Here is a 19,077-nt window from a genome sequence, read left to right as displayed (position 1 = left end):
AGACGCACTAAGGAGTGTGAAGTAAATTGGAAAATCATAAAGAAAAAATTCTAGTTGTCGATGACGAAGCCAGCATTCGTCGCATTTTAGAGACTCGTCTCTCCATGATTGGTTATGATGTTGTCACCGCTGCCGATGGCGAAGAAGCGCTAGAAACCTTTCGCAACGCTAATCCAGATTTGGTGGTTCTCGATGTCATGATGCCAAAGCTGGATGGTTACGGCGTCTGTCAAGAGCTTCGCAAAGAGTCAGATGTTCCCATTATTATGCTGACGGCTCTGGGCGATGTCGCCGATCGCATTACAGGTCTGGAGCTTGGGGCTGACGATTATGTGGTCAAACCGTTTTCGCCTAAAGAGCTTGAAGCACGAATTCGATCGGTGCTGCGCCGTGTTGAAAAAGTGGGCACGTCAGGAATTCCCAGTTCCGGTGTGATTCAAATTAACAGCATTCGTATTGATACCAATAAGCGCCAAGTGTATAAAGGCGATGAGCGGATTCGGCTAACGGGTATGGAATTTAGTTTGCTGGAACTGCTAGTGGGGCGATCGGGAGAACCCTTCTCTCGCTCTGAAATCCTGCAAGAAGTGTGGGGATACACCCCCGAGCGTCATGTAGACACGCGGGTGGTAGATGTTCACATTTCTCGGCTACGCGCCAAATTGGAAGACGATCCTAGTAATCCAGAACTGATTCTTACGGCCAGAGGCACAGGCTATCTATTCCAACGGATTGTGGCTCCCGGTGAAGAAGTCGGGAAATAGCCGCTCAGGAAAAAACGACAAAGAAACTAACTACAAGATAGTTCCCTTAACCACAATCCTTTCTTTCTGCGTCAATTCGCTGCACCAATGGGTAGAGTCCATCTGATAAAATTTGTGAGGTTTCTACAACTTTGATCAATGGGATCGACTCAGGCACGGATCGCAATCGACGCGATGGGGGGAGACTACGCCCCTGCTGAAATAGTTGCAGGCGCGCTGAGAGCACAGGCAGAGCTAGGGGTTGAAGTCTTGCTTGTGGGCGAACCTCAACAAATTCAAGCTCAAATGGAGCACCACAGCCCCTCCTTGCAACTGGAGATTGTTCCAGCAGAAGGCTTGATTGAGATGCACGAAGAACCGCTTAGTGCTCTCCGTCGTAAGCCGAAAGCTTCTATCAACGTTGCAATGGATTTAGTCAAGCAAGGGCGTGCTGACGCCGTTGTATCTGCTGGTCATTCAGGAGCCGCCATGGCTGCCGCTTTGTTGCGGTTGGGGCGTCTACGCGGCATCGATCGTCCGGCCATCGGAACGGTCTTGCCCACCATCATGGCCAATAAGTCAGTATTGATTTTGGACGTGGGCGCCAATGTAGACTGTCGGCCCAAATTTTTAGAGCAATTTGCCGTCATGGGATCGGTCTACTCTAAGTTTGTTCTTGGAATTTCAGATCCCCAGGTTGGGTTGCTGAACATTGGAGAAGAATCCTCGAAGGGCAATGAACTCGCTCTGCGCACCTATGAACTACTGGATCAAAATCCTCGCTTGTCGTTCATTGGCAACGCAGAAGGGCGAGATGTTCTAACTGGACGCTTTGATGTGGTCGTCTGTGACGGGTTTGTGGGCAATGTTTTGCTCAAATTTGCTGAGGCGATCGGTGAAGTGCTGCTACAAATTCTGCGAGAAGAACTTCCTCAAGGGTGGCGGGGTCGGCTTGGTTCCCTATTGTTGAAGCCCAATTTGCGACGCATTAAACAGCGAATTGATCACGCCGAACATGGAGGTGGGTTGCTATTGGGGGTCGATGGCGTTTGCATTATCAGCCACGGCAGTTCTCAAGCACCTTCTATTTTTAATGCCATTCGCTTGGCCAAAGAGGCAGTGGATAATCAGGTATTAGATCGCATCCGCTCTCAATATCAGCAAACTGAAGCGACCGCTACCGACGGAGAATAATGCAAGATCAATCGGGAATAGGCATTGCCATCACCGGGAGCGGTTCTACCGTTCCGCCCGTTGTGTTGGATAATCAGGGCCTTAGTCAAATTGTAGACACCTCAGACGAATGGATCAGCACACGCACGGGTATCCGCCAGCGTCGGCTTGCCGCTCCCAATGAATCTCTACGATCGATCGCCGCTCAAGCGGCTCAGCAGGCCCTCGCTATGGCGAAGGTATCAGTGACAGAGGTGGATTTGATCATCTTGGCAACCTCTACTCCTGACGATTTGTTTGGCACGGCAAGCCAAGTTCAAGCAACGCTGGGAGCCACTAAAGCAGCCGCGTTTGACCTCACAGCCGCCTGTTCAGGCTTTGTCTTTGGTATGGTGACAGCCGCCCAATTTATCCGCACTGGCACCTATCAAACGGTTGTGGTGATTGGGGCGGACATTTTATCGCGCTGGGTGGATTGGAGCGATCGCCGCACCTGTGTGTTGTTTGGAGATGGTGCAGGGGCAATTGTGATGCAGGCGTCTCCAGTGAGTGACGGGCTATTGGGCTTTGAACTGCACAATGATGGCAGCCAAAACGGTTGCCTCACATTGTCCTATCAACCTCAACCCCATCCCTTAGGAGAGATTGTGACAGTTGGACAGGGCACCTTTAACCCGATCGCGATGAATGGACAAGAAGTCTACCGATTTGCGGTGAAGCGCGTCCCTGAAGTGATTGAAAAGGCACTATTTCGGGCTAATCTCACCGTTGAGCAAGTGGACTGGCTGCTGCTGCATCAGGCCAATCAGCGCATTTTGGATGCCGTGGCTCAGCGATTGGGGATTTCAAACGAAAAAGTAATCAGCAACATGGCAAACTATGGCAACACCTCGGCCGCTTCCATTCCGATCGCTCTGGATGAAGTGGTACGAGCCGGCACTATTCAACCCGGCGATGTGATTGCCGCATCTGGATTTGGGGCTGGCTTAACCTGGGGGGCCACCATTTTCCGGTGGGGTTAGTTGGTGAAGTCAACCTGGATCGATTCTTCGTTGATCAATAGGCTCCCTCGCCCTTTACCACGACCCAAATCGTGCGCAGCAAAATATAGACATCGAGCCACACTGACCAGTTCCGCACATAGTAGGCATCGAGGCTGACTCTTTCTTCATAGGTAATGTTATTGCGACCTGATATTTGCCAAAGTCCAGTCAGTCCGGGCAGCACTTTTTTATACAGTTCAAACTTGTTGCCGTACTTTTGCACCTCTTCATCTACGATCGGGCGAGGTCCCACCAAGCTCATTTCGCCGCGCAGCACATTCCAAAGCTGCGGTAACTCATCGAGGCTGGTTCGGCGTAAAAATCCTCCTATGCGGGTAATACGAGGATCACGGCGCAGTTTTTGATCGCGCTCCCAAGCTTCGCGTAAATCGGGGTGGCGATCGAGATAGGCTTGCAGGGCTTCGTCGGCGTTGCGAATCATAGTGCGGAACTTCCAGGCTTTGAAGTGCTGCCCATTTTGCCCAATCCGCAGTTGGCTATAGAAAATCGGGCCAGGCGAGTCAAGCCGAATCAACAGCGCAATCACTCCGATGAGGGGCAGAATCACCAACCCGCCAATCAGCGTTGCCACCAGATCAATCAAAAACTTGGCTAACCGGGGCCCAGGCAAAAGCAACGTTTGGCGCACCTCTAGCCCCAAAATGCCGCCCATATCTTTAGCCGACACCCACAAACTGGAAAACTCAAACAGATCGGGAATAATTAGCAGATGCGGAAAAGCTGTACCGTAGCGTTCAATGAGCGTGAGCAACCGATCGCGAGGGACACCGGGCATCGCCACGATCGCGTAGGGAATGTTGCGGCGGCGAGCTAACTTAGGAGCCAGAGCGACTCCCCCTACCACCGGAATCCCTTGCAAAACCCCGTGCTTATCTGGATTATCGTCCAAGACCAACACCGGTTTTAGTCCAATACTTGGTCGATGGCGCAGGGTACGAATGACCATGTCTCCAGTTTTTCCGGCTCCCAGCACAATCACCGGATAGCCCCACCAACGGCGATGAGCAAACAACGATCGCACCAGTGCCCGTCCCACTAACACTAAGACAATCGATAGCAACCAGGACAAAACAAATACGCCGCGATCGTATACCTCTCCATCTCGCCCCAGCAAGAGCATTGCGGTCAACGTTAAGTACATCAACGTCGTGGATAAACTTGTCCAGCGCAACTCATCTACCGGACTAATCGCCACACCGGGATACAGCCCCATAATGGCATAGGTCGCGATAAACAAGCCCAAACCAGGAGTAAGTTGCCAATAGAGCGACGGATTAAATTGTTCTTCAAAGAGCCACAAGCGACTGTAGATACTGAGTACCCCCGCTAGCCCTAATGCCAACAAATCCGAGCCAATCATGAGTAGAAAGGTTGGCAAAGGGCGAGTCGAAATACCCAGTGCCGAAATGGCAGGTCGTAACGTTCGGTTAAGCTGCATTGCAATCCATGACTCCTCACGCTAATACTCTATGCCATTCCTTTGCTGAAAAGGGCCCATTTTTGCTCAATAAACTGAGAAATTTTGTACCGAAACTGCTCTGATGTAAAACGTTCGGCATTTTGCCGCAAATAATCCGGATTGAATAGATATACACCAGATTCAAACAACTTCACCATTTCTATTAAGCTTTCCACGGTTTGCTCCGAGAAAAATAAGCCAGTTTTGCCTGGAATCACGGATTCCGTTGCACCACCTTTGCCATATGTAATGACGGGTGCACCCGCTGCTTGTGCCTCAACCAGACTAATACCAAAATCCTCGGCGGCGGCATACACAAAGGCTTTACAACGCTGCATGTAATCAATTACCACCTCGTCGGGTTGGTGTCCCAGCAGGCGGACATTGGGCTTGGCCATGGCTTGAATTCGATTCCAGTCGGACCCTTCGCCAATGATCACGATCGGCAAGCCCAGTTGATTGAACGCCGACACAATCAAATCGACTCGTTTGTAGGGCACAAACCGAGACAGCGTAAAGTAAAAATCGTCGCGGCGATCGGTGGGTTGAAATCGCTCGACATTCACGGGCGGATAAATCACCGCTGCATCCCGACGATAGGTTTTCCAAATTCGCCGAGCCACATACCGAGAATTAGCAATGAAGTGATCAACACGATTCACCGTCGCCACATCCCACAGCCGCAAATAGTGCAAGACAACTTGGGCGATCGTCCGGCGCAGTCCTCGCGCTACTGACGTACCCGGTTGAAAATACTGCGGCTGCAAATCCCAGGCATAGCGAACCGGCGTGTGCACATAGCAAATATGCAACTGATCGGCGCGAGTCAGAACCCCCTTAGCCACCGCATGATTGCTCGACAAAATCAGATCATAGTCTGATAGGTCAAACTGTTCGATCGCCAGCGGCATCAGCGGTAAATATTGACGAAAATGGGGATTAGCAAACGGCAAATGTTGAAGAAACGACGTTTTGACAGGTTTGTGCTGAATAAACGTCTGAAGTGGCTCTGACAAAAACTCAACCAAACTAAAGAGATCGGCCTCTGGATATAGCTTGAGCAATTGTTCCACCACGCGTTCTGAACCGGCATATGTCACCAGCCACTCATGAACCACGGCTGTTTTCATTCCACACCTCCCACACAACCCCACTCCGCCATTCTCCTTAGGGAATGCGATCGACTGCAACCAACCTCCTCTAAAGCTGGCTCTAGAGTGCTCCAATCTAAAGCACTAACAGAGCAACAACAGACTCTACACTGAGACTCTACAATGGACGATGAACCCAATCCGCCTGCTTTAATTTTCATGTCGAGCCAACCTGATATTGCCAACGAGACGGTGAGTGCGAATACAGTCAATGACCATACGACAAGTGAAAATACGACAAACAACAGGCGGGTGATCGATCAAGTCGCGCCTAATTTTCAAGACTGCATTCAATCTCTAGGGCTTGCTCAGATTCAACGCCACGTGTTTATCTGTGCCGATCAAACCGTGCCCAAATGTTGCGACAAAGCCGATAGCTTGGCGGCGTGGGACTACCTCAAGCGTCGCCTGAAAGAACTGAAGCTTGATCAGCCAACCAGCGATCGCCCCACCTGTGTGTTTCGCACCAAAGCCAACTGTTTGCGAGTTTGCCAGCAAGGGCCCATTCTGGTGGTATACCCTGATGGTGTCTGGTATCACAGTGCCACTCCCGAGGTAATCGAACGAATTATTCAAGCGCATCTGCTCAATAACCAAATTGTCAAAGAGTATGCATTTTTAGTGCATCCTCTACCAACCCATGGCACAACAGCCACCGATTAAACTGCTGGCAAGCCGCCCGATAAACTTGAGAAGTTGAGATACTGCGACTGGAAGTTTTGCTGCAAGTTTCAGCATTGCAATAGCCATGTAGATACGATCGCCACCCATCTAGACCCAGAAACTAGAGATGGATCTAGTAAATTTAAATGTGAAATTCGCAATAGATATTGAATTTTTTGGGTAACTTCGGTTACAACGATCTGAGCTTAGAAAAAATTGATTATAACGGCCATACAAAACCATGAAACGGCGATTTCATCTGTTTTGAACCGTGATTTAGCAGTTATCCTAGTATCAGGGTTATAGTTAGGTGAATCATTTATTGCAAATTTTGGTTGGCAGTTTTTGAATCACCAAGCTTGGCAAAGGTTCTTCGCTGCTGAATCGAATTGCTTGTTGCATCAGAGAAGAATCTTGCCAAAGCTAATCCAACAACTTTTAGGTTCTGTGGAAATACTGGGTATTATATTCGCAGGTCTCTATTCATCCTGAGTATGGTGAGTAATGGAGCATGAGTAAGGAAACTGGTGCGGGAGAGCACAAGCGGCTTTTATTAATTGATGATGATCCAAACCTCATTCTATTGGTGAAGGATTATCTGGAGTTTCGAGGGTATGAGGTCATCACAGCGGAGAATGGTCAAGAAGCACTGGAAACGCTGGATCAAGACACTCCAGATATGATCATCTGTGACGTCATGATGCCGCAAATGGATGGCTATTCGTTGGTTGAGCACGTTCGCAAAAATCCGCGCACAAGCTGGATTCCCGTTTTGTTTCTCTCAGCCAAAGGTCAAAGCCAAGACCGGGTGAAAGGATTAAATACGGGCGCAGACGTTTACATGGTGAAACCGTTTGAGCCAGAAGAGTTGGTAGCTCAAGTTGAGTCTTCTCTCAAGCAAGCGTCTCGCTTAATTCAGCGCCAGGAAAAATCTGCTGACTCTGCCCCTCGCATTCAGGTACCTTTCGATGTAGAACTAACTCCCACTGAGTTGCGCGTCGTGCAATATGTGGCACGGGGCATGGCTAATCGTGAAATTGCCGAGGAGTTAAATGTCAGTCAACGCACGATCGAAAGCCACGTTAGCAATATGCTGGGCAAAACAGGCTTGCACAATCGGACTGAATTGGCCCGATGGGCGATCGAAAATAGCATGGCCTAAGCGGTTAGTTGCTGTGTCTTGAAATCGCGTTTGCCCCTGTCATAGCGTTATAGCTCTTGGTTACAGCAAACTGGGCGATCGACAACCAATTTAGCGCTGCTGCCTCGCCATTGCTGCACCATTGTTTGATGGTATTCTCCGAAGCCCAACTCGACGGACTGCAAGCCGACAGAGCCATCATCTACGCCCTAGGACAGGTAGCAGCCCCTCGATTCAAGAGCCTCGCTCCAAGAACTAGATCGTTGTGATATCGGTTTCTTTTTCTGCTAGCAATTGTTCCACTTTCTGGATGTACTTGTCGGTCAGTTTTTGCACATTGTCTTGCAAATCGCGCGCCTCGTCTTCCGAGACCTCACCCGCTTTCTCCTGTTTTCGAATCGAGTCGATCGCATCGCGTCGCACATTACGGATAGAAACCTTGCCTTCTTCCGCCATTTTGGCCGCTTGTTTCACTAGCTCTTTGCGGCGATCGCTGGTTAACGGTGGAATGTTGAGCCGAATGATCGAGCCATCGTTGCTGGGGGTTAGTCCAATATCTGAGGTGAGAATTGCCTTTTCAATGAGGTTAAGCGACGAGCGATCATACGGTTGGATGGTGATTGTGGTCGAGTCAGGGGTGCTGATGCCAGCCAAGGATTTCAGCGGCGTAGGAGTGCCATAATATTCCACTTGCACCCGATCGAGAATGGCAGCGTTGGCTCGTCCCGTGCGAATGGTGTTGAAGGAACGCTGGGTTGCCTCCACCGCCTTTTGCATATGACTTTCAACTTCAGATAATTTCACAAGAGCCTCCTACAATCGTTCCTATCGATTCTCCCATAACGGCCCGACGAATGTTGCCAGATACCGAAAGGTTGAACACGATGATGGGAATATTGTTATCTTTACACAGAGCGATCGCCGTCGTGTCCATCACCCGCAAATCATGGGTCAACACATAGGAATAGGTGAGGCTTTGGAATCGTCTTGCCTCTGGATTTAGCTTTGGATCGGCATCGTAAACGCCATCAACTTTGGTTGCCTTGAACACAACTTCGGCGTTGATCTCGGCGGCCCGCAAGGCAGCCGTGGTGTCGGTAGTGAAAAAGGGATTGCCCGACCCTGCGCCAAAAATCACGACTCGTCCTTTTTCCAGATGTCGAATTGCTCGCCGCCGAATGTACGGTTCTGCTACTTCCTGCATCTCAATCGCCGTTAAAACGCGGGTTTGCACATCATTACGTTCCAGCGCATCTTGTAGGGTCATTGCATTCATTACGGTGGCAATCATGCCGATGTAGTCGGCCGTCGCTCGATCCATGCCAGAGGCAGCCCCCTTGACGCCACGAAAAATATTGCCGCCTCCCACCACGATCGCCACTTCAACACCTTCCGCGACAATCTCCGTAATTTCTTGAGCAATGCTGCGAACGACCTCGGGGTCAATTCCGTAGGCAAGATCGCCCATGAGCGCTTCGCCACTCAACTTCAGCAAAATCCGCTGGTATGTTAATCCCATGTAGTGCTAATCTTAATAGACTGAGTTTTTCCACAATGACAGCAGAATAACGCCCTGAGGTTTTGCAAGATAACCGTATTCCTCATTAGATCGCTTGTCATCTCTACCTGAATAGACTTCATCTTACGCTGAATTCCGTGATTTCACGTCCGTCATCTAGCCGAGCGCCTTGCAGCCTCGCGCTTCCAGTAATTCGTTTGTGCAACAAAATAGCAGCGAGTCATTGTCTGTTCAAGTACAGTTGATTGCACCTCCAATTGGCCATTTACTGTAGCAGATTCTAGGAAAGGGGACGGATAATCTGTGCAGCGATCGACCTGATTCAATCATGGCATCTCGTGCTTGAGATCCATTTGCTTGAGATCATTAATGTGAAATGTGAGGACGATCGCCCACCTCTTCCGAGCGGGGTCTACTGCAAATAGTTTGGAAGGAAACTCAATTTTTCCTGAGGGAGGAAAAATTGAATTAGCCCTCCACCAGAATTGTTTTCGCATTGACAGGTCTTTGCTCCGGAAACAGAATCTAGATCCTCCAACGCTAGAAGAATTTCAGTAACCGATTGATCAGGGAGTCATTTAGGTCATCCAGGATGCGATCACTATGAGAACGCCTCTCTAGATGGTTTTGAGTCCCGACTTCTGAATTCTAAACTGTTCCAGAACATTCGAGCTTGAAATTTTCAGTGCTGGGAGTGAAATCGTTGCCTTAACGGTTCGATCGTAGACGGCTCCAGGTTGCTTGACGATCGCTCTACGAAGATTTGCGCCTTATCAAACAATAGCGTGAGAGTAACCGGAGCCATCCATAGTCGCGACACCCCGCCGATTGAGTCATGGCTGTACTTGAGAAGTACCAAAGAGTAGATCTGCTTCATGAATGGTTTGTGATACGGTAAGGGCAGCGCTTGGTAATCTCAGCGGCTGTTCCAGGGAAATTGGTATGAGCTTCTTCGATATTTTTGGCATCTTTTTAGTGATCTCGTCGCTTCAGCCCATCATTCAACGTCGAATTGTAGAATCTCGTCGAGTAGCTGCCATTCGATCGTTTGAACAACAGCGCGGCACCCGGGCCATTATTTTGATTCATCGGCAAGAGTCTATCAGCCTCTTTGGTATTCCCCTTTCCCGTTATATCAGCATCGAAGACTCAGAGCAGGTACTACGAGCGATCCGGCTAACCCCTGCGGATGTGCCGATCGATCTGATCTTGCATACACCAGGTGGACTGGTACTAGCCACCGAGCAAATTGCCAGGGCGCTGGTGCGCCATCGCGCCAAAGTGACAGTCTTTGTGCCGCACTATGCCATGAGCGGTGGCACGATGTTAGCCATGGCGGCCGATGAAATTGTCATGGATGAAAATGCTGTCTTGGGCCCGGTTGACCCCCAGTTGGGCAATGTAGCCGCTGCCAGTGTGCTATCAGTGGTAGAGCAAAAGCCGATCAGTGAAATAGATGACCAAACCCTGATTACAGCCGATTTAGCCCGCAAGGCGATCGCCCAGGTACAGCGATTTGTTCGCACGTTGCTAGAGGATAATTTTCCTACGCAAAAAATTGACCCTAGCAACATCGATCGCATCATTGAAGCACTGACCACTGGGCGCGTCACTCATGATTATCCGGTCACTGTCGAAGAAGCAAAGGACTTGGGACTCCCCATTAGTGTTGGTATGCCCAGACCCATTTACAACTTGATGGATTTATATCCGCAACCCTCATCTGGACGTCCCACGGTGCAATATATTCCGTTGCCCTATCAAGGTCGGCCGATGCCGCCAGAGCCAACCAATCGCCGATAAGAGCAGAAGTAAAGTCAGGTTTGTTATCCTCACAGAGGAGCATTCATCCTCAAGCTACGAACTCATGGCTATGACGGTGCTGGAAGCGCACCACCTGCGCAAGTCTTATTGGTCTCAAGGAAAATCGATCGCGGCGGTTCAAAACGTATCGCTGTCTATTGCTGAACAAGAAGTTCTAGCGTTTTTAGGTCCTAATGGCGCTGGCAAAACCACTACTATTAAAATGCTGGCCGGATTAATTTTGCCAGATGCAGGACAGGTTCGTATTGCCGGACGCGATCCGCATCATGATCCAAAAGCGCTGCGATCGTTGGGGGCTGTGCTGGAAGGCAATCGTAATCTGTATTGGCGACTCAATCCTCTAGAGAATTTAGAGTATTTTGGCGTGTTGCGCGGTCTATCGCCAAAAATCGCGCGGCAACGGTCGCAGAGGTTGCTGGAGCGGTTTGGACTGGTTGAGAAGCGCCGATCGCTAGTGCAAACCCTGTCACGCGGTATGCAGCAAAAACTGGCAATTGCTGTAGCGCTGATTCACGATCCACAATTGCTGTTGCTGGATGAACCCACATTGGGATTGGATGTAGAAGCTACCGAAAGCGTCAAGCAGCTTGTGCGGGAAATTGCTGCTGAGGGACGAGCAATTCTGCTGACTACTCATCAACTGCATATTGCCGAAGAATTGTCCGATCGCGTCGCCATTATGAATCAAGGCAAGATCATTGTGGAAGAACCCACGGCTCAGTTGATTCGCCAATTTTCCGGTACGGCCTATACCGTTGAACTAGAACAAGCGCTGGATTTGGAGCGATCGCAGCGACTTCGCGCCCTAGGGGCCGTCATTCACCATCACCGACTCTATTTGCCTAAACCGGAATTGCTTTACCCAGTCTTAGATCTTCTCAATCCCCTGCCAATCGTTCGCTTGGAAAAAGACCAAGCCAACCTCACAGATATTTTTCTCAAGTTGGTGAGGGAGGAAAAGAACACATGAGCCTTTTTCTGGCAGAACTCAAACGCAGTTGGATTCAATTGCTCCGCTATCTATCGGAGGTAATTGGTGGCATCATTGGCACGACTGTGATTTTCTACGGGTTGTTTCTCAGTGTGCAGTATATTGCTGGGCCACAGGTGCAGTTTGGCGATCGCCTCGATGCCATCATTATTGGCTATGTGCTGTGGGCACTCATGATTTTCATTTTGGGCGATATTGCCGGAGGGCTGCAAAACGAGGCGCGAACAGGCACACTCGAGCAGCTTTTTTTGTCGCCCTATGGGGCCTCCCGAGTCTTTCTTACCCGAGCAATTGCTAGCCTTCTTCTCAACCTAGGCATGAATCTCAGCATTTTGCTGATCATTATGGTGCTAACCGGCAGTCAACTGGCCTTCCCACCGTCCCTTTTGCCTCCTTTACTAGCGGTGCTATCAGCCGCCTACGGTGTTGCGTTTGCAATGGGGTCGTTGGCACTGTTGCTGAAGCAGGTTCAGCAATTACTCAGCATTTTTCAGTTTGCGCTGCTGTTTTTATTCACGGCTCCGGTAGAGACTTGGACAGGTTCAGCCCGCTTGGTTGGCTATCTGCTGCCAATGACGCCAAGTGTGGGCTTATTGCGCGATGTCATGGCCCGCGGCAATGCGTTGAATCCAGTGACGCTGACGATCGCTTTTCTAAATGGCGCATTTTATTTAGGGGTGGGCTTATTGCTGTTTCGCCTAGCCGAACGAGAAACCAAGCGCCGAGGAAAATTGAGCGGCTACTAAACTGAGCAAGGAAGCACACGCAAATTGCAGCAGTCAATCAAATTGCAGCAGCCAATGCGGTTACATAGCACTTAAGAACAATTGCCCATGATGCTAGTTGCCCATCGACAGCAGCTTGGTCAGCGAGGAAGGTATAAACCGCACTTCATAGTCTGTCATAATTGCTACTGCAAAATAAATAAGTTGCGGTTATAGACTTTAAAAAGGAATACCAACGTTACGCACGATAGCAACTGTGCACCATACTAAGGTGCTAGGCACGGTGCGTAGGCAAGAGACGCGGCGGCTTGATTTATTAAGGCTAAAAAGCTGTCAGTTACAGGCGGCTTAGTATCAAAAGCCCTCACGCTTGAAGCAACTTGCAACGCTGCTTAGGATTCTAATTTCTATTCTCTATTTAGTGAGTTCCTCCTAAATAGTGGTTTGAGCTACTGATTCTATTTCAAACCATCTCTTAAAACTCCCATTCCAGAACTTGGTAGTAGCTACCGCACGCGATAACGAGTTTGGTGGCGTGAAGCGGTACAACCACCCAATCGCCACCAAGCAACCTGATCGTGCGGTTGTACGTTACAACTTTGCATTACAATGCGAGGATTCCCGTGTTTAACTTAAGAGACGTTTTCTTTGCATTCATCACCATCGCAATCTTGGTGTTGGTGGGTCGCTATATCAAACAAAAATCTCCTTGGATTCAGCGCTTATATCTGCCAGAATCGATCGTGGCTGGGGTGCTGGCACTGCTATTGGGACCGCAAGTGCTTGGTGCGATTGTCTCAGCACTGGCTGGGCCTGACGCTCCTTTGGCACAAGGCACCTTTCCCGAAGCCATGCGAACGGTTTGGTCGCAATCTCCCAGCATTTTTATCAATATTGTCTTTGCTGCGTTGTTTCTCGGAGAAACAATCCCCGGACCTCGCGAAATCTGGCGCAAGGCGGCTCCTCAAGTGGTCTTTGGACAAACCTTAGCCTGGGGGCAATACGTGATTGGAATTTTAGCCACACTGCTGATTTTAATACCGCTGTTTGGAGCCAATCCGATCGCGTCTTGCTTAATTGAAATTGGGTTTGAAGGCGGTCACGGGACAGCCGGGGGCATGGCCGATACCTTGCGAAGCTTAGGCTTTGACGATGGGCCGGATCTGGCGTTGGGGCTGGCCACAGTGGGTATTGTGTCTGGAATCGTTTGCGGGACGGCGTTGGCCGATTGGGCCCGGCGCAAAGGATATATTCGATCGATGCCACAAACGGTGGAAGACCCGGGTGAATTTCCTGAATTGACTGAAAGCGAACCCGAACCTCCCGAATTTCAACGGCGGCGAGCACGGCTGATGCACAACCTGTTGATTGATCCGCTGTCGATTAACTTTGGGCTAGTCGGTCTGGCAGTCGCTATCGGTTGGTTAATCTTAGAAGGACTGAAGCTATTGGAGGCAGCAACGTGGGGACAAACTGGGTTTGAAATTATGTCGTTTGTGCCGCTTTTTCCCATGGCGCTGATCGGCGGCATCATTGTGCAACTCGTCCTAGAGCGCTTGCGGTTGCATCCATTGGTCATCAAACCCCTGATGAAAAGTATTGCTGGTGTGTCATTGGATGTGGTGGTGATTACGGCGTTGGCATCAATCTCGCTGACGGTCATTGGTGGCAACTTGGGCACGTTTTTGACATTAAGCGTGCTAGGCATTCTCTGGAATGTGCTGATTTTCTTATGGTTTGCGCCTCGGATTTTTCCCGACTACTGGTTTGAGAAGGGCATTGGCGATATGGGTCAGTCAATGGGCGTAACGGCCACGGGGATTTTGCTGTTGCGGATGGTTGATCCTGACAATCGCTCTGGCGCGTTTGAAAGTTTTGCTTACAAGCAGCTTTTCTTTGAGCCGATCGTCGGAGGCGGACTATTTACGGCGGCGGCTCCGGCATTAGTCAATCAATTTGGGCTTATTCCAGTGCTGTTGCTCACGGGCGGACTCTTGCTGTTTTGGTTGGTGGCGGGATATCTGCTCATCAAACAACATCGCAGACAGCGACGGCGTGAAATCACGCATGTTTAAAAGAGCAAACCCGTAACCAAGCGATTATTTCTTGAATAGCTTCTTGAATAGCCCGGAATGCGTTTGGTGTTCTGCGAAGTAGATAAAAGCGCGCTCCATCGTGAGCATTAACAGGAGTAGGCATTCCTACTCCTGTTTTGTTTATTCGTTAGTAATCATACGGAGTGTCTGGCTCCGGAATTTCCGTCAAGCTTGTGGCGTCAATCACCAGTTGCCGCTTGTTCTTAAGGGTTTCTGTGATCATTTGACCTTCAACGCGCAGCCATTGATCAGGCGGATGGGCCGATCGATCGCCCGCTGGCAACTTCACAGGTAGTCCCACTGGATAGACATCGGCTGCACAGCAAGTGATAACAAAGCGTGCAATTACCAGGTAATTGTCAGGAATCTCATTGGAGTGAATGACAAACCCTTCTACATTGGCTCTCTGCCCTGTATAGGCATCGGGTTCCGGGTAAACATTCAGTGTGCGAATCCATTCCACCAGCGATCGCTCTTCGGGGGCAGTGGCCGATCGGAAGGCTTGCGGTTGCGATCGAGTCATAGTCAGGGATTCAGTCACTCCCCGATTCAACGCCACATCACTGGCAAACGGTTGTGGGGTAAAGTAAAACCCAAACAGCGCCACGGCGAATAACAAGGTGCTGCTCCAACCAGGCGGAAACAGCGAAAAATGGGGCGGGGTTGTCGAGGATTGCCCTTGTTTCTTCTGCCGTAGCCATTGCACGCTCTTTAAAGCAGCCAACCCCAACAGGAAAAAGCCAGCCGAATAGGCTAGCCACACATAATCGGGATGCAGCAAGATGTTAATTTTGTCGGTGAGCCAGTACCGCAGCAACAATACCCCCCACGCAGCGATCGCCAGAATATCGATGAGCGGTTGCAGCCAAGCCAGGTTCCGCTTCTTCGCATTGGCTTTTCTGGCACGTCGTCGTTGGGAAATAGTCAACTTAGATTTACTGGGTTTAACGGTCATTGCAGCACCAGGGAATCAATCGCCTAAATCAATCGCATCAATCGCGACATTGAAGCCACGACAGCGAGGAGCATAATCACTGAGGAACGAAACACTAATCAATAAGGAATCAGCGGATTGGTTAACTAAATATACAGATTCACCAGTAAAGACAACAGGAAGGTTAATTGCGCAGCCAAAACAAACAGATAAATAATAGCTCTAGCTCGGAACACCGACCACAGTAGGGCAATATTCTTCAGGTCAATCATAGGCCCAAAGACTAAGAACGCCAATAGGGAGCCTGTGGTGAAAGTAGAAGCAAACGATAGGGCAAAGAATGAATCAACGGTCGAGCAAATGGACACAACACAGGCCAGCAACATCATCGCCAAAATCGAGGTGATGGTGTTTTGCCCCAATCCCAGAATCACTTCGCGAGGGGCCGCAATTTGAATGATGGATGCGATTGCGGCTCCCAGAATCAGCACCCCGCCTAACTCCCGCAGTTCTTGCACAACATTGTCGAGCATCAGCGGCAGGCGATCTGTCCACGGGCGCGACAAGGCCAGATTAGTGGATAACATAGCTGGGTCATCCAACCGCTGCGGTTGTGTTCCGGTTCCCAGCAGAAACGTACCGGATTGCAGCAGCGCCAAGTCTGAATCAGTCGTCGCGCCGTTACCATGGCTTCGAGTTGAGGAGGAACGCGCCTGAGTTGATTGAGAGGGCATGGCTCGCGTCACCGTTGGCTGCAACAGCGGCCGCAAATCAGCCTGAGTACTAAACACCCACCCTACAATTGAGGCAATCAGCAACGTAAAGCCAACTCGCAGAAATACCACTTCGGGCTGATCGCGAAAGGCCGTCCAGGTTGCCCAAAACACGATTGGATTCACAGTGGGAGCCGCCAACAAAAACCCGATCGCCATTGACGACGGGGCCCCTTGCACGATCAGCCGCCGCGCCACTGGCACATTGCCACATTCGCAAACTGGAAACAGGCAGCCAATTAAACTACCAGCCAACGCTGCCAGTAAAGGATGCCGTGGAACTGCTGCCACCAATTTGCGCTCGTCTACAAACAGCAACAAAGCACTAGAAAATAGCACCCCGAGCAGCAAAAAGGGGATAGCTTCCACCATTAGGCTAAAAAACAGCGTCAACGCATTGTTAAGCTGGTTGGCTGTCAGCATAGAAAATCACAATCAGGTACACGGAGAGTTATTCTACTCGATCGTGTTGTTCCAGCAAAAGAATAGATCAAGGGTAGATGAAGCAAGGTCGTTCTAAGCGCTCTAGCTACGTTTGTTTAATCCCCATTCGTTGTCATGCGGCATGGCATTCACCCCACCGCCACCGGCTCCTCTCCTTGCCAAGAAGAGATTGAGAGGGGTCGGGCATACGGTGCAACCGGATAGAGAACGGGCATAAGGAAGCAGAGGTTGGGAAAGGCGGGCAATTTCAAAAACTATCGAATTCCCTGACCTTTAACTCCCAACCCCCAACGTCCTAACCGACGTACCGCTGCACCGCCAGCACTAAACTCTCAGTCCAATAATGGGTTAGTTCAGCACTCACGGCTTCTACCATGACGCGAATGAGGGGTTCTGTTCCAGAGGCACGAACTAATACTCGTCCCTGATCGCCCATCGCTGCTTCTGCATCAGCGATCGCTTGCTGTAAGCGATCGCTCTGTTGCCAGTTCAGCCGCCGTTCACGATCGTCTACGCGCACATTGCGTAGAATTTGGGGATAGGTTTGAAAGCTTTGATTGACTAACTCAGCTAGGCTAGTGCCTGTTTGCTGAACCAGCGCAGCCAAGTGTAGCGCCGTTAATAAACCATCACCCGACACCCCATAATGGGGACAGAGGATATGTCCAGACTGCTCGCCGCCCAGCTTTGCGCCTCGGCGTTGCATTTCGGCATGAACATATTGATCGCCCACGGCTGTCCGAATCAGAGTGCCACCCTGCCGCTGCCAAGCTCGTTCAAAGCCAAGGTTGGCCATCACGGTTGACACAATCAAGTTGTCGGGGAGTTGGTTGGTTCGCTTCAGGGCTTGCCCCCACAGGTAAAGAATGTAATCCCCATCTACCAATCGTCCTTGTCCATCCACAGCAATAACCCGATCGGCATCGCCATCAAATGCAAATCCTATATCGGCTCCACAGGCTTGAACCGTTGCCTGCAAGTGTTGTGGATGGGTGGAACCACAGTTGACATTGATTCGATCGCCATCCGCTCGATCGTGCAAGCAGATGACTTCGGCACCCATTTCAGTAAATACCCTTGGAGCAATGTAAGTCGCGGCTCCCCAAGCTAGATCCAGAACTATACGCAACCCACTTAGCGTTAGCTGGGGCAATAGGGGTCGCTGAAGCGATTCGAGGTAGTTTGCCACTAGATCGGCGCGATGCTGCTGCTGTCCCCAACTTGCCGAAATGGGTTTGTAGTCTGAAAAGTTACCACGTAGGGCTGCTTCCATGTCGGATTGCAATTCTGGAGAAAGTTTAGCTCCGGTTGCGTTAAAGAATTTGATGCCATTGTCTTCAGGAGGATTGTGACTAGCCGAAATCATCACTCCCCCGATCGCCCCAGGGGTTGTACTCGTTAAATGAGCAACCGCTGGTGTAGGACACAAACCCACATTCCACACTTCTAATCCTGCTGCCGTTAGCCCAGCCGACAGAGCCATCGCTAGCATATCGCTAGAATTGCGCGAGTCTTGACCCATTACAATTGCGCCAGCCTCACCATGATGCCGCCGAAGCACCTGTCCTGCCCAAAAGCCAACCTGTAGCGCTAGTGGAGCGGTCAAGAGATCGCCAACCCGTCCCCGAATGCCATCGGTTCCAAATAAACGAGTCGAGGGCAATGACACAACTCCCCAACTGGGCTGAATCGAGTTCGGTGAAACAGGATTCGAGCGCACCGGCTTCGAGTGGGTTTGAGGCGCAGCGATCGCCGTCTCAGTCGGCGGCACAGAAGACAACACCATATTGTTTTTTCACTCCATACATCACACTCACAGCGGAGCATAACACGGTTATCCGCAAAGCGCACAATCAACTGTTACGGAATCCATTACAGGGAGGTGCTATTTCTGTCAATTAAGCAATCGGCGATGAGTTCCGAAACTGCTACAAATTAAACAAAATTTAATCTTTGCAGCTTAGCGTGCAATCTGTTTGATAGTGTACGCAAAATTCCTGAGATAGTTCTCTCGCCAAAGACAGGTTTGTCAGCCGATCTCGTTCAAATTTGCTCTTTTAAACCTGCACCTCTGCTAAAAGTGTTTGCATCTCTTCTAATGACAAACCTTGTTGGATATAGCGAGGCGAGGCAGGATTATAAGGACTCTGCAACCGATCGATGGTCACAATTTGGGCTTCTTCCGGTAGAACGGGCACATCCGGGTCGGGGTGGGTAGAGCGCATCAGTGAACTGGAAAACCCACGAAAAATGGCCACCTGATCTCGTTCACCCGCTATTTCAGCCGTCACCAACAGCACTTCTTGCGGGCGCTTCAGCGTGTATTGCTCTAAGCGAAATCCGATCGACCTGTTCATCAGTCTCTCTCCCCATTGCT

19 protein-coding genes are annotated in these 19,077 nt (G+C 50.2%); 10 read left to right on the top strand and 9 right to left on the bottom strand.

Annotation, left to right across the window (positions count from 1 at the left end):
• The first annotated feature begins 26 nt into the window (after positions 1 to 26).
• From rpaB to OXH18_RS08330, 3 genes are all read left to right on the top strand, one after another.
• The gene (gene rpaB / locus OXH18_RS08340) at positions 27 to 764 is read left to right on the top strand and encodes a response regulator transcription factor RpaB (RefSeq protein ID WP_268612056.1); all 738 of its coding nucleotides are present in this window, start codon (positions 27 to 29) and stop codon (positions 762 to 764) included.
• Positions 765 to 902: 138 nt separating this feature from the next.
• Complete coding sequence (plsX, locus tag OXH18_RS08335; protein ID WP_268612055.1) at positions 903 to 1,937, top strand: phosphate acyltransferase PlsX; 1,035 nt, start codon at positions 903 to 905, stop codon at positions 1,935 to 1,937.
• Positions 1,937 to 2,938, top strand: coding sequence for a beta-ketoacyl-ACP synthase III (locus tag OXH18_RS08330; RefSeq protein WP_268612054.1), 1,002 nt, complete (start codon positions 1,937 to 1,939; stop codon positions 2,936 to 2,938). The genes plsX and OXH18_RS08330 overlap by 1 nt, the downstream gene beginning before the upstream one ends.
• A gap of 34 nt (positions 2,939 to 2,972) precedes the next feature.
• Here OXH18_RS08330 and wbaP read toward each other — a convergent pair whose 3' ends face one another.
• Positions 2,973 to 4,418: an undecaprenyl-phosphate galactose phosphotransferase WbaP gene (gene wbaP / locus OXH18_RS08325; RefSeq protein ID WP_268612053.1), complete on the bottom strand. Its 1,446-nt coding sequence runs from the start codon at positions 4,416 to 4,418 to the stop codon at positions 2,973 to 2,975.
• Between the two features lie 29 nt (positions 4,419 to 4,447).
• Positions 4,448 to 5,569, bottom strand: coding sequence for a glycosyltransferase family 4 protein (locus OXH18_RS08320; protein ID WP_268612052.1), 1,122 nt, complete (start codon positions 5,567 to 5,569; stop codon positions 4,448 to 4,450).
• 144 nt (positions 5,570 to 5,713) lie between these two features.
• On the opposite strand from OXH18_RS08320, the gene OXH18_RS08315 reads away from it, so the two are divergent.
• The 3 genes from OXH18_RS08315 (at position 5,714) to OXH18_RS08305 (ending at position 7,663) form a co-directional block, all read left to right on the top strand.
• Positions 5,714 to 6,253 carry a (2Fe-2S) ferredoxin domain-containing protein gene (locus OXH18_RS08315; RefSeq protein ID WP_315874639.1) on the top strand — a complete coding sequence of 180 codons (540 nt, stop codon included), beginning with the start codon at positions 5,714 to 5,716 and terminating at the stop codon, positions 6,251 to 6,253.
• Positions 6,254 to 6,764: 511 nt separating this feature from the next.
• Entirely contained in the window at positions 6,765 to 7,415 is a 651-nt protein-coding gene (locus OXH18_RS08310; protein ID WP_268612051.1) for a response regulator transcription factor, read from the top strand.
• 56 nt (positions 7,416 to 7,471) lie between these two features.
• Complete coding sequence (locus OXH18_RS08305; protein WP_268612050.1) at positions 7,472 to 7,663, top strand: hypothetical protein; 192 nt, start codon at positions 7,472 to 7,474, stop codon at positions 7,661 to 7,663.
• Here OXH18_RS08305 and frr read toward each other — a convergent pair.
• The 3 genes from frr to OXH18_RS08290 all read right to left on the bottom strand — a co-directional run bounded on the left by frr (position 7,650) and on the right by OXH18_RS08290 (position 9,790).
• Positions 7,650 to 8,198 carry a ribosome recycling factor gene (gene frr, locus OXH18_RS08300; protein WP_268612049.1) on the bottom strand — a complete coding sequence of 183 codons (549 nt, stop codon included), beginning with the start codon at positions 8,196 to 8,198 and terminating at the stop codon, positions 7,650 to 7,652. The two genes, OXH18_RS08305 and frr, sit on opposite strands and share 14 nt — an antisense overlap.
• On the bottom strand, positions 8,185 to 8,913 hold the full coding sequence (pyrH, locus tag OXH18_RS08295; protein WP_268612048.1) for a UMP kinase: 729 nt from the start codon (positions 8,911 to 8,913) through the stop codon (positions 8,185 to 8,187). The genes frr and pyrH overlap by 14 nt, the downstream gene beginning before the upstream one ends.
• A gap of 682 nt (positions 8,914 to 9,595) precedes the next feature.
• Positions 9,596 to 9,790 carry a hypothetical protein gene (locus tag OXH18_RS08290; RefSeq protein WP_268612047.1) on the bottom strand — a complete coding sequence of 65 codons (195 nt, stop codon included), beginning with the start codon at positions 9,788 to 9,790 and terminating at the stop codon, positions 9,596 to 9,598.
• A gap of 59 nt (positions 9,791 to 9,849) precedes the next feature.
• On the opposite strand from OXH18_RS08290, the gene OXH18_RS08285 reads away from it, so the two are divergent.
• The 4 genes from OXH18_RS08285 to OXH18_RS08270 all read left to right on the top strand — a co-directional run bounded on the left by OXH18_RS08285 (position 9,850) and on the right by OXH18_RS08270 (position 14,528).
• Positions 9,850 to 10,716, top strand: a complete 867-nt coding sequence (locus OXH18_RS08285; protein WP_315874689.1) for an SDH family Clp fold serine proteinase — start codon at positions 9,850 to 9,852, stop codon at positions 10,714 to 10,716.
• A gap of 70 nt (positions 10,717 to 10,786) precedes the next feature.
• Entirely contained in the window at positions 10,787 to 11,707 is a 921-nt protein-coding gene (locus OXH18_RS08280; RefSeq protein WP_315874688.1) for an ABC transporter ATP-binding protein, read from the top strand.
• Positions 11,704 to 12,474, top strand: coding sequence for an ABC transporter permease (locus OXH18_RS08275; RefSeq protein ID WP_268612044.1), 771 nt, complete (start codon positions 11,704 to 11,706; stop codon positions 12,472 to 12,474). The genes OXH18_RS08280 and OXH18_RS08275 overlap by 4 nt, the downstream gene beginning before the upstream one ends.
• Positions 12,475 to 13,076: 602 nt before the next feature.
• Entirely contained in the window at positions 13,077 to 14,528 is a 1,452-nt protein-coding gene (locus tag OXH18_RS08270) for a sodium/glutamate symporter (protein ID WP_268612042.1), read from the top strand.
• Between the two features lie 148 nt (positions 14,529 to 14,676).
• On the opposite strand, the gene OXH18_RS08265 is transcribed toward OXH18_RS08270, so the two are convergent.
• From OXH18_RS08265 to OXH18_RS08250, 4 genes are all read right to left on the bottom strand, one after another.
• Positions 14,677 to 15,504, bottom strand: a complete 828-nt coding sequence (locus tag OXH18_RS08265) for a TIGR03943 family putative permease subunit (RefSeq protein WP_268612041.1) — start codon at positions 15,502 to 15,504, stop codon at positions 14,677 to 14,679.
• 125 nt (positions 15,505 to 15,629) lie between these two features.
• The gene (locus tag OXH18_RS08260) at positions 15,630 to 16,679 is read right to left on the bottom strand and encodes a permease (RefSeq protein ID WP_268612040.1); all 1,050 of its coding nucleotides are present in this window, start codon (positions 16,677 to 16,679) and stop codon (positions 15,630 to 15,632) included.
• A 316-nt stretch (positions 16,680 to 16,995) separates the two neighbouring features.
• The gene (gene glmM, locus OXH18_RS08255) at positions 16,996 to 18,486 is read right to left on the bottom strand and encodes a phosphoglucosamine mutase (protein WP_268612039.1); all 1,491 of its coding nucleotides are present in this window, start codon (positions 18,484 to 18,486) and stop codon (positions 16,996 to 16,998) included.
• 271 nt (positions 18,487 to 18,757) lie between these two features.
• On the bottom strand, positions 18,758 to 19,057 hold the full coding sequence (locus OXH18_RS08250) for a DUF7734 family protein (protein ID WP_268612038.1): 300 nt from the start codon (positions 19,055 to 19,057) through the stop codon (positions 18,758 to 18,760).
• Positions 19,058 to 19,077 lie beyond the last annotated feature (20 nt).

The organism is Thermocoleostomius sinensis A174, from assembly GCF_026802175.1.
GTDB classification, from domain to species: domain Bacteria; phylum Cyanobacteriota; class Cyanobacteriia; order Elainellales; family Elainellaceae; genus Thermocoleostomius; species Thermocoleostomius sinensis.
This window is presented reverse-complemented; position numbering and strand designations above follow the sequence as displayed.

Bases quoted from the DNA above. Each gene is read 5' to 3' on its own strand.
- glmM (WP_268612039.1), bottom strand. From the start codon at position 18,486: ATGGTGTTGTCTTCTGTGCCGCCGACTGAGACGGCGATCGCTGCGCCT.
- OXH18_RS08265 (WP_268612041.1), bottom strand. From the start codon at position 15,504: ATGACCGTTAAACCCAGTAAATCTAAGTTGACTATTTCCCAACGACGA.
- OXH18_RS08290 (WP_268612047.1), bottom strand. From the start codon at position 9,790: ATGAAGCAGATCTACTCTTTGGTACTTCTCAAGTACAGCCATGACTCA.
- OXH18_RS08330 (WP_268612054.1), top strand. From the start codon at position 1,937: ATGCAAGATCAATCGGGAATAGGCATTGCCATCACCGGGAGCGGTTCT.
- OXH18_RS08310 (WP_268612051.1), top strand. From the start codon at position 6,765: ATGAGTAAGGAAACTGGTGCGGGAGAGCACAAGCGGCTTTTATTAATT.
- pyrH (WP_268612048.1), bottom strand. From the start codon at position 8,913: ATGGGATTAACATACCAGCGGATTTTGCTGAAGTTGAGTGGCGAAGCG.
- OXH18_RS08260 (WP_268612040.1), bottom strand. From the start codon at position 16,679: ATGCTGACAGCCAACCAGCTTAACAATGCGTTGACGCTGTTTTTTAGC.
- OXH18_RS08280 (WP_315874688.1), top strand. From the start codon at position 10,787: ATGACGGTGCTGGAAGCGCACCACCTGCGCAAGTCTTATTGGTCTCAA.
- OXH18_RS08275 (WP_268612044.1), top strand. From the start codon at position 11,704: ATGAGCCTTTTTCTGGCAGAACTCAAACGCAGTTGGATTCAATTGCTC.
- OXH18_RS08250 (WP_268612038.1), bottom strand. From the start codon at position 19,057: ATGAACAGGTCGATCGGATTTCGCTTAGAGCAATACACGCTGAAGCGC.
- wbaP (WP_268612053.1), bottom strand. From the start codon at position 4,418: ATGCAGCTTAACCGAACGTTACGACCTGCCATTTCGGCACTGGGTATT.
- plsX (WP_268612055.1), top strand. From the start codon at position 903: ATGGGATCGACTCAGGCACGGATCGCAATCGACGCGATGGGGGGAGAC.
- OXH18_RS08315 (WP_315874639.1), top strand. From the start codon at position 5,714: ATGGACGATGAACCCAATCCGCCTGCTTTAATTTTCATGTCGAGCCAA.
- OXH18_RS08320 (WP_268612052.1), bottom strand. From the start codon at position 5,569: ATGAAAACAGCCGTGGTTCATGAGTGGCTGGTGACATATGCCGGTTCA.